11 protein-coding genes are annotated in these 7,357 nt (G+C 65.7%); 10 read left to right on the top strand and 1 reads right to left on the bottom strand.

Translation table 11 applies throughout. The features are described 5' to 3' along the window. The coding region (locus ACLP25_RS15920; RefSeq protein WP_442470157.1) for an ACP S-malonyltransferase at positions 1-475 on the bottom strand (475 nt) is incomplete at its 3' end. 162 nt (positions 476-637) lie between these two features. On the opposite strand from ACLP25_RS15920, the gene ACLP25_RS15925 reads away from it, so the two are divergent. The 10 genes from ACLP25_RS15925 to ACLP25_RS15970 form a co-directional block, all read left to right on the top strand. Next, the gene (locus ACLP25_RS15925) at positions 638-1,054 is read left to right on the top strand and encodes a hypothetical protein (RefSeq protein ID WP_442470158.1); all 417 of its coding nucleotides are present in this window, start codon (positions 638-640) and stop codon (positions 1,052-1,054) included. Between the two features lie 180 nt (positions 1,055-1,234). After that, a complete protein-coding gene (locus ACLP25_RS15930; protein WP_442470159.1) occupies positions 1,235-1,573 on the top strand; it encodes a P-II family nitrogen regulator in 339 nt (112 codons plus the stop codon). A gap of 87 nt (positions 1,574-1,660) precedes the next feature. Further along, positions 1,661-3,070: a type I glutamate--ammonia ligase gene (gene glnA / locus ACLP25_RS15935; RefSeq protein WP_442470160.1), complete on the top strand. Its 1,410-nt coding sequence runs from the start codon at positions 1,661-1,663 to the stop codon at positions 3,068-3,070. A gap of 159 nt (positions 3,071-3,229) precedes the next feature. Next, a complete protein-coding gene (locus ACLP25_RS15940) occupies positions 3,230-3,577 on the top strand; it encodes a cytochrome c (RefSeq protein ID WP_442470161.1) in 348 nt (115 codons plus the stop codon). A 476-nt stretch (positions 3,578-4,053) separates the two neighbouring features. After that, positions 4,054-4,527 (top strand): AtpZ/AtpI family protein, encoded by a 474-nt coding sequence (locus tag ACLP25_RS15945; protein WP_442470162.1) that lies wholly within the window; start codon positions 4,054-4,056, stop codon positions 4,525-4,527. 5 nt (positions 4,528-4,532) lie between these two features. Then, a complete protein-coding gene (locus tag ACLP25_RS15950; RefSeq protein WP_442470163.1) occupies positions 4,533-5,303 on the top strand; it encodes a F0F1 ATP synthase subunit A in 771 nt (256 codons plus the stop codon). 46 nt (positions 5,304-5,349) lie between these two features. Continuing rightward, a complete protein-coding gene (locus ACLP25_RS15955; RefSeq protein WP_442470164.1) occupies positions 5,350-5,589 on the top strand; it encodes a F0F1 ATP synthase subunit C in 240 nt (79 codons plus the stop codon). Positions 5,590-5,666: 77 nt separating this feature from the next. Beyond that, complete coding sequence (locus ACLP25_RS15960; protein WP_442470165.1) at positions 5,667-6,209, top strand: F0F1 ATP synthase subunit B; 543 nt, start codon at positions 5,667-5,669, stop codon at positions 6,207-6,209. 13 nt (positions 6,210-6,222) lie between these two features. After that, positions 6,223-6,708 (top strand): F0F1 ATP synthase subunit B family protein, encoded by a 486-nt coding sequence (locus tag ACLP25_RS15965; protein WP_442470166.1) that lies wholly within the window; start codon positions 6,223-6,225, stop codon positions 6,706-6,708. 134 nt (positions 6,709-6,842) lie between these two features. Continuing rightward, positions 6,843-7,357: hypothetical protein (locus tag ACLP25_RS15970; RefSeq protein WP_442470167.1), on the top strand; the 515-nt coding region annotated here is incomplete at its 3' end.

The raw sequence follows: 7,357 nt of genomic DNA on the forward strand, positions 1-7,357 counted from the left end.
GATAAAGGTCGCTCGCCGCCTGGGTCGAGATCCTGACCGCGGCGCCGAAATCGAGCCCCAGAAGCGCCGCCATCGCGCCTTCGCCGACGGGAACCGCCTTTTGCATCGCCTCCCCGCGCAGGCGCAACAGTCGCGCGGCGTCCTCGAACGTCAGCGATCCCGCCGCGCACAAAGCCGAATATTCACCGAGCGAATGGCCGGCGACGTAGGCGGCGTCGCGCGCCGGGTCAAATCCGGTTTCCGTCTCGAGCGCCCGAAGCGCGGCCACGCTCACGGCCATCAGCGCCGGCTGGGCGTTGGCCGTCAGGGTCAGCTCGGCCTCGGGCCCCTCGAACATGAGTCTGGAGAGATTCTGCGACAGCGCCTCGTCGACGCGGGCGAAAACGTCCCGCGCAACGGGAAACGCCTCGGCGAGGGCCTTGCCCATCCCGACCGCCTGCGACCCCTGACCCGGAAACACCAAGGCCGTCTTCATTGTTGAGCGCCCCCGTTATGACGGGGGCGCAAAGACACAGGTTCAGCCGGCCTGTCAAGAGAACGTCATGTCGCCCCCCCTCGCGCAGCGCGCGAATTTTGCTAGGGAGAAGCCAGAAGCGAGGGCGATTCGGCGTTCGCGGCGAAGTTGAGGGAGACGAAGATGGCGGCCGCGCCCGGCAAGTCCTGCGGACCATGCACGATGTGCTGTTCCGCGCTGGAGATCGCCGAGCTCAAGAAACCCGCCGGAAGGACGTGCCCGGACTGCCGCGTCGGCGGCGGCTGCTCGATCTACGCCGATCGACCGCAGGTTTGCCGCGATTACGAATGCGAATGGCTGACGCGGCGCGACCTCTCCCGAACGCTGAGGCCCGATCTCGTCGGCGCCATCCTCATGGAGGACGCCGACAGCGACGAATATTGGGCGGTCTGCGGTCCGGAAAGGCCGATGGCCTGGCGCCATCCGCGCGTTTTCGCCCATCTCGTCGCCGTGGCGAAATCCGGGCGAACCGTGGTCGCGAAGGCCGGACTCGTGTCGTGGCGGATCTTCGCGTCGGGTGAGTGGGGCCCGACCGTTTGATTGGGCGCCCTGGCTTTAATCTATATGCTCATGAAATAGGCAGTCGATGGAGGGCATGGGCCCCTTGGCCGGTTCGGCGGCGCCCCATGGCGCGATCGAAAAACCGGTGTTATGACCCCTTCCGCCCTCCGCCGGAGGCGTCGATCGGCGCGGCGCGAGGGGCAGGGGAGTTTCGACGCCATGAAAAAGATCGAGGCGATCATCAAGCCGTTCAAGCTCGACGAGGTAAAGGAGGCCCTGCAAGAGGCGGGAATCCAAGGCATCACCGTCATCGAGGCGAAAGGCTTCGGGCGGCAGAAAGGCCACACCGAGCTCTACCGCGGCGCCGAATACGTCGTTGACTTCCTGCCCAAGGTGAAGGTCGAGGTCGTCGTCGCGGACGAGAACCTCCAGGCGGCGATCGAGGCGATCCGGAGCGCCGCGCAGACCGGGCGCATCGGAGATGGCAAGATATTTGTATCGCAAATCGAGGAAGCCATCCGAATCCGCACCGGAGAGACGGGCGCAGACGCAATCTGAGGGGCTTGAAGAGGCGATTTCTAGGGCTGCCCGCCGCGCTCGCGGCGGGAAGGAACAACGAACTTCAATCGTAAGGAAAGGCTAATCATGAAGACCGCCAAGGATGTCCTTAAGGCGATCAAGGACAACGACGTCAAATATGTCGATCTTCGTTTCACTGACCCGCGCGGCAAATGGCAGCACGTGACCTTCGACCAGACGCTGGTTGACGAAGACGCGTTCGCCGACGGCCTGGGTTTCGACGGCTCCTCGATCGCCGGCTGGAGGGCGATCAACGAATCCGACATGACTCTCATGCCCGATCCGACCTCGGCGTGCATGGACCCGTTCTTCGCCGCTTCGACCATGGTCATGAACTGCGACATTCTCGACCCCGCCACCGGCCAGCCCTACAACCGCGATCCGCGCGGCATCGCCAAGAAGGCCGAGGCGTATCTACAGTCGACCGGCATCGGCGACACCGCCTATTTCGGACCCGAGGCCGAGTTCTTCGTATTCGACGACGTGCGCTTCGCCGCCGATCCGTACAACACCGGCTTCCAGATCGACTCGACCGAGTTCCCGACCAATTCCGACACCGCCTACGAGGGCGGCAACCTCGGCCACCGGGTGCGCACCAAGGGCGGCTATTTCCCGGTTCCTCCGGTCGACTCCGCTCAGGACATGCGCGGCGAGATGCTCGCGGCGATGGCTCAGATGGGCGCGCTCGTCGAGAAGCACCATCACGAAGTCGCCTCCGCCCAGCACGAACTCGGGCTCAAGTTCGGCCCGCTGACGACGATGGGCGACAACCTGCAGATCTACAAGTACTGCATCCACATGGTCGCCCAGAGCTACGGTAAGACCGCGACCTTCATGCCGAAGCCGATCTATGGCGACAACGGCTCGGGCATGCACGTCCACCAGTCGATCTGGAAGGCCGGCAAGCCCGTGATGGCGGGCAATCTCTACGCCGACCTCAGCCAGGAATGCCTGTGGTACATCGGCGGCATCATCAAGCACGCCAAGGCGCTCAACGGCTTCACCAACCCCACGACCAACAGCTACAAACGGCTGGTTCCGGGCTTCGAGGCGCCGGTGCTGCTCGCCTACTCCGTGCGCAACCGCTCGGCCTCGTGCCGCATTCCGTGGACGTCCAATCCGAAGGCCAAGCGGGTCGAGGTTCGTTTCCCCGACCCGGCCGCCAACCCGTATCTCGCCTTCGCGGCGATGCTGATGGCCGGCCTCGACGGCATCAAGAACAAGGTCGATCCCGGCGCGGCGATGGACAAGGACCTCTACGACCTGCCGCCGAAGGAGCTCAAGAAGATCCCGACTGTCTGCGGCAGCTTGCGCGAGGCGCTCGCCAACCTCGACAAGGACCGCGCCTTCCTCAAGGCCGGCGACGTGTTCAGCGACGACTTCATCGACAGCTACATCGAGCTCAAGATGGCCGACGTCTATCGCTTCGAGATGACCCCCCACCCGGTCGAGTTCGACATGTACTACTCCTACTGAACAGCTTTTCTTCCGGGGCTTGGCCTCGGACAAACGGAAGGGCGGCCCTCGGGCCGCCCTTTTCGTTCGGGCGCGACGCTTCGCCGCTTTGAGCGCCGGACAGGGCGGCTTATGTTGCCCAACCGATTGATTCTGCTTGCTCGGGAGGGCGCCCCATCCATGACCCGATCCGCTTGCCGCCGTCCGGTCCAAAGGACGCGCGCCTTCGCCGCCGCGCTGACGCTCATGCTGTCCGCGCTTCTCCCGGGCGCGGCGCTCGCCGCCGACGCGGCGCACGGCGAGACGTTGGCCAAGCGCTGGTGCGCCTCGTGCCATATCGTCGCCCCCGACCAGCCGCGCGGGACCGACAACGTTCCGACCTTCGCCTCGATCGCCAAGCGGCCGGGGTTCAGCGCCGACCAGACGGCGCGCTTCCTGATGAACCCCCATCCGAAGATGCCGGACATGCAGATCGGCCGCGGCGAGGCGGCCGATCTCGGCGCCTATATCGCGAGCCTCGCGAAGTAACCCGGTCCGGCGCCGGTCGACGAGGGCTCACCGTCCATGTGACGATTTTGCAGGTTCTTCTTTCGGAAAACCGGAATTCGTGGTAGGCTAAAACTCGTCGGGAAATGCGAAGGCCGATCGAGCATTTTCTGAGGGCGGCGACGGGAGGCATGTGCATGCGGGCGCGTGTGGGTCGAGCGACGGCTCGCCAGGCAAGCCGCAACGGCTGGCGATCGAAACGGGACCCCCGGCGCGGCCCTTCGGCGCGCGCCGTTCGGAATTGCGCACGGCATCGCCAGCGATGTCTTTGCAACCCCTTGAGAAACCATAGCTTGGGGAGTGCGGCGCGGCGCCTAGGAGCGGAATTCGGACAGATTCTGGCGCCCAAACCTCTGAAATCCCATGGCAGCTGCCAAAACTCGGCGCCCGGATTCGCGGCCCGGTTGACAGGGCGCGGCGTTCGGCTAAGCCGCAGAAGGAAGGAGTGGGAGCGAGACATGGCGGAGGACGACGACGAACGCCTGCGTTCCAGCCTCGACCGGCTGAAGTCCTCGCTGTCGAAGGCGCGCGAGACCCGGCGCGCCGAAACCGCCGCGCGCGAGACCATCGACGAGGCCGCCCGGGGCGACTCCGGCATCTCGCTCGGCATGCGCGCCGGCAGCGAGTTCATCTCGGCCATCATCGTCGGGGCGGGCGTCGGCTGGGCGCTGGACCGCCTTTTCGGAACCAATCCGGCGTTCCTGATCGTGTTTTTCTTCCTGGGGGTCGCAGCCGGAGTGTGGAACGTGATCCGCCTGACTTCGCCGAAAGGCGGGGGCGCTCAGCGCGATTCGCGCTTGTCTCATACGAATGCGGCGGATAAAGGGTTGCGGCGCTCGGCTCCTGCGGCGGAGCCCGACGCCTCGCGTGGGCGGGGAGCGCCCCCTGAGGCCAACGAGCCCTCCGGTGGGGCGGACGACGACGAGGATTAAACGACGTGGCGACCGAAGCGGGACCGGCGATCAATCCGATCGAGCAATTTTCCATTCATCCGGTCGTTCCCATCTCGATTGCCGGCCACGACTTCTCGCTCACGAACTCCGGCCTCTACATGCTGCTGGCGGTGGCGCTGAGCTGCCTGATCGCGGCGATCGGCGCCCGCGGCGGCTCCGGCGTTCCCGGCCGCCTGCAGGCGCTGGCGGAAATGGGCTACGAGTTCATCGCCGGCATGGTGCGATCTGCGGCGGGCGAACACGGCATGCGTTTTTTCCCGCTCGTGTTCAGCATCTTTTTCTTCATCCTGATCTGCAATCTGGTCGGCCTGATCCCCTACTCGTTCACAGTCACGAGCCAGATCATCATCACCGCGGCGCTCGCGCTCCTGGTGTTCTTCACCGTTGTCATCATCGGCGTTTCGGAGCACGGAGTGGGTTTCTTCAAGCTGTTCGTGCCCTCGGGCGTGCCGATCTACATTCTGCCGCTCGTCGTGGCGATCGAGATCATCTCGTTTCTTTCGCGCCCCCTCAGCCATTCGGTCCGTCTGTTCGCCAACATGCTCGCCGGGCACATTACGCTCAACGTTTTCGGCGGTTTCGTCGTGATGCTGCTCGGGGCCGGCGCCTTGACCGGCGTCCTCGCGATTCTGCCCTTCGCCATGACGGTCGGGCTCTACGCCCTCGAATTGCTCGTCGCTTTCCTGCAGGCCTACGTGTTCGCCATGCTGACCTGCATGTACCTCAACGACGCGCTTCACCCCGGCGGGCACTGACCTTCCGATCCCAACAACGAACTGACGAAGACCATAGGAGCAACGCATGGAACCGCATGAACTCGCCATCGCCGCCAAGTATGTCGGCGCTGGTCTCGCCGCCATCGGCACCGGCGCAGCCGGCATCGGCGTGGGCACGCTGTTCGGCCAGTTCCTCAACGGCGCGCTGCGCAACCCGTCGGCCGTCGACGGCCAATTCGGCCGCCTGATCTTCGGCTTCGCGGTGACGGAAGCGCTCGGCATTTTCGCGCTGCTCATCTCCTTCTTGCTGCTGTTCGCCGTCTAAGCGCGCCGTTGCGCTCGATCCCCGGGAAGGCGTGCTGACGTCGCCTTCCCGCAACATCGCATTTTGAAGGCCGTTCGATGGCTCAGCCCGAAACAACCCAAACGGAAGTCGGTCACGAAGGCGGAAGCCAGTCCAATTTTCCGCCCTTCGACGCGAGCACGTTTCCGTCGCAGTTGCTCTGGTTCGTCATCGCGTTCGGCTTTCTTTACTGGTTCATGTCCAAGCGCGCCCTGCCCGCCATCGGTAAGGTGATCGAGGACCGCAAGGCCCGAATCGCCCGCGATCTCGACGACGCGACCGCGATGCAACAGAAGGCCGACGCCGCCGCGGCGGCCCACGAGAAGATGCTCGCCGAGGCGCGCGCCAACGCCCAGGCCCTCGCCCAGGCCGCGCGCGACCAAGCGGCGGCCGAGACCGAGGCCAAGCGCAAGGCGATCGATAATGCGCTTTCCGCCAAGATCGCCGAGGCGGAGAAGCAGATCGCCGCCACCCGGGTCCAGGCGATGAGCAACGTCGCCGGCATCGCGCGCGACGCCGCCGGCGCCATCGTGGAGCGCCTCGGCGGACGCACGGCCGATCCCACGGCCGTCCAGGCGGCGGTCGACCGGGTCGGGTCCTGAGCGGAGAAGAACGATGCATATCGACGCCGAATTTTATGTTCTCTGCGGCTTCATCGTCTTCGTCGGGCTCCTTGTCTATCTCGGCGCGCACAATGCGATCCTGAAGGCGCTCGACGCCCGCGGCGAGGCGATCCAGAAGGAGCTCGACGAGGCGGCCAAGCTGAGGGTCGAGGCGACGGCCCTGCTGGCCAGCTTCGAGAAGAAGAGAGCCGACGCCGAGGCCAATGCGGCCGCGATCGTCGCCGACGCCAAAACCCAGGCCGAGCAGCTCAAGAAGGACGCCGTCGAGCGGATGAACGACCTCATCGCCCGGCGCACCAAGCAGGCGGAGGCAAAGATCGCCCTCGCGGAGGCCCAGGCCGCGGCCGACGTGCGCGCCGCCGCAGCGGATCACGCCGCCAAGGCCGCCGAGATTGTTCTCGGCGATCAGATGCGGGGCGCGGGCGGGGCCGACCTCGTCGCGCGCGAGATCGCCGGCCTCAGGTCGCGCCTGAACTGACGCAACGGCGATCGCGTAAACGTGTGGGCGAGTCGGTTGCGCCCTTGATTCGCCGCGCGTCGCGACGCATTGTCCTGCGGCGCGCAGATCGGTCGGAGGGCCGCCGCGCTCCAGGCCATTGGGGGACGACCGCCATGCTTCGCGCGATCATCGGTTGGCTGGCGATTTTCGGCGCCGTGTCACTGGCGCACGCCGCGAGCGGACCGCTGCCGATCACACAATACGAGACGCCGGCGGGCGCACGCTGGGCGCCCTTCTCGTCCGACCTGCCGAAATGCGATGACGGGAATGTCACCTCGACCATCTCCGGTCGGTTCGACCAAACCGAAAACACGTTCTGGGGCGGCAAGAACGCCGTCCTCGGCTTCGAGCGCATCCGTGAGATCGGTTTTCGCGCAGACGGCCTTTCCTACATCCCGCGCCGCTTTTGCGTCGCGCGCGTGGCGGTCGTCGATCCTCGTGTCCCGCCGCCTCCGCGCCCAGAGACGCATACGATCGTCTATAATGTGATCGCCGCGGGCGGGATCATCGGCTGGACCTGGGGCGTCGAGTGGTGCGTCGTCGGTTTCGACCGCATGCACGCCTACGAGCCGGCATGCGAAGTCCTGCGGCCGATTCTCGAGCGCTGGCTCGGCGAAACCAAATCGGT

The organism is Roseiarcus sp. (genome assembly GCF_052145395.1).
In the GTDB taxonomy this organism is placed as follows: domain Bacteria; phylum Pseudomonadota; class Alphaproteobacteria; order Rhizobiales; family Beijerinckiaceae; genus Roseiarcus.

Bases quoted from the DNA above. Each gene is read 5' to 3' on its own strand.
- ACLP25_RS15930 (WP_442470159.1), top strand. From the start codon at position 1,235: ATGAAAAAGATCGAGGCGATCATCAAGCCGTTCAAGCTCGACGAGGTA.
- ACLP25_RS15955 (WP_442470164.1), top strand. From the start codon at position 5,350: ATGGAACCGCATGAACTCGCCATCGCCGCCAAGTATGTCGGCGCTGGT.
- ACLP25_RS15960 (WP_442470165.1), top strand. From the start codon at position 5,667: ATGGCTCAGCCCGAAACAACCCAAACGGAAGTCGGTCACGAAGGCGGA.
- ACLP25_RS15925 (WP_442470158.1), top strand. From the start codon at position 638: ATGGCGGCCGCGCCCGGCAAGTCCTGCGGACCATGCACGATGTGCTGT.
- ACLP25_RS15940 (WP_442470161.1), top strand. From the start codon at position 3,230: ATGACCCGATCCGCTTGCCGCCGTCCGGTCCAAAGGACGCGCGCCTTC.
- ACLP25_RS15945 (WP_442470162.1), top strand. From the start codon at position 4,054: ATGGCGGAGGACGACGACGAACGCCTGCGTTCCAGCCTCGACCGGCTG.
- glnA (WP_442470160.1), top strand. From the start codon at position 1,661: ATGAAGACCGCCAAGGATGTCCTTAAGGCGATCAAGGACAACGACGTC.
- ACLP25_RS15965 (WP_442470166.1), top strand. From the start codon at position 6,223: ATGCATATCGACGCCGAATTTTATGTTCTCTGCGGCTTCATCGTCTTC.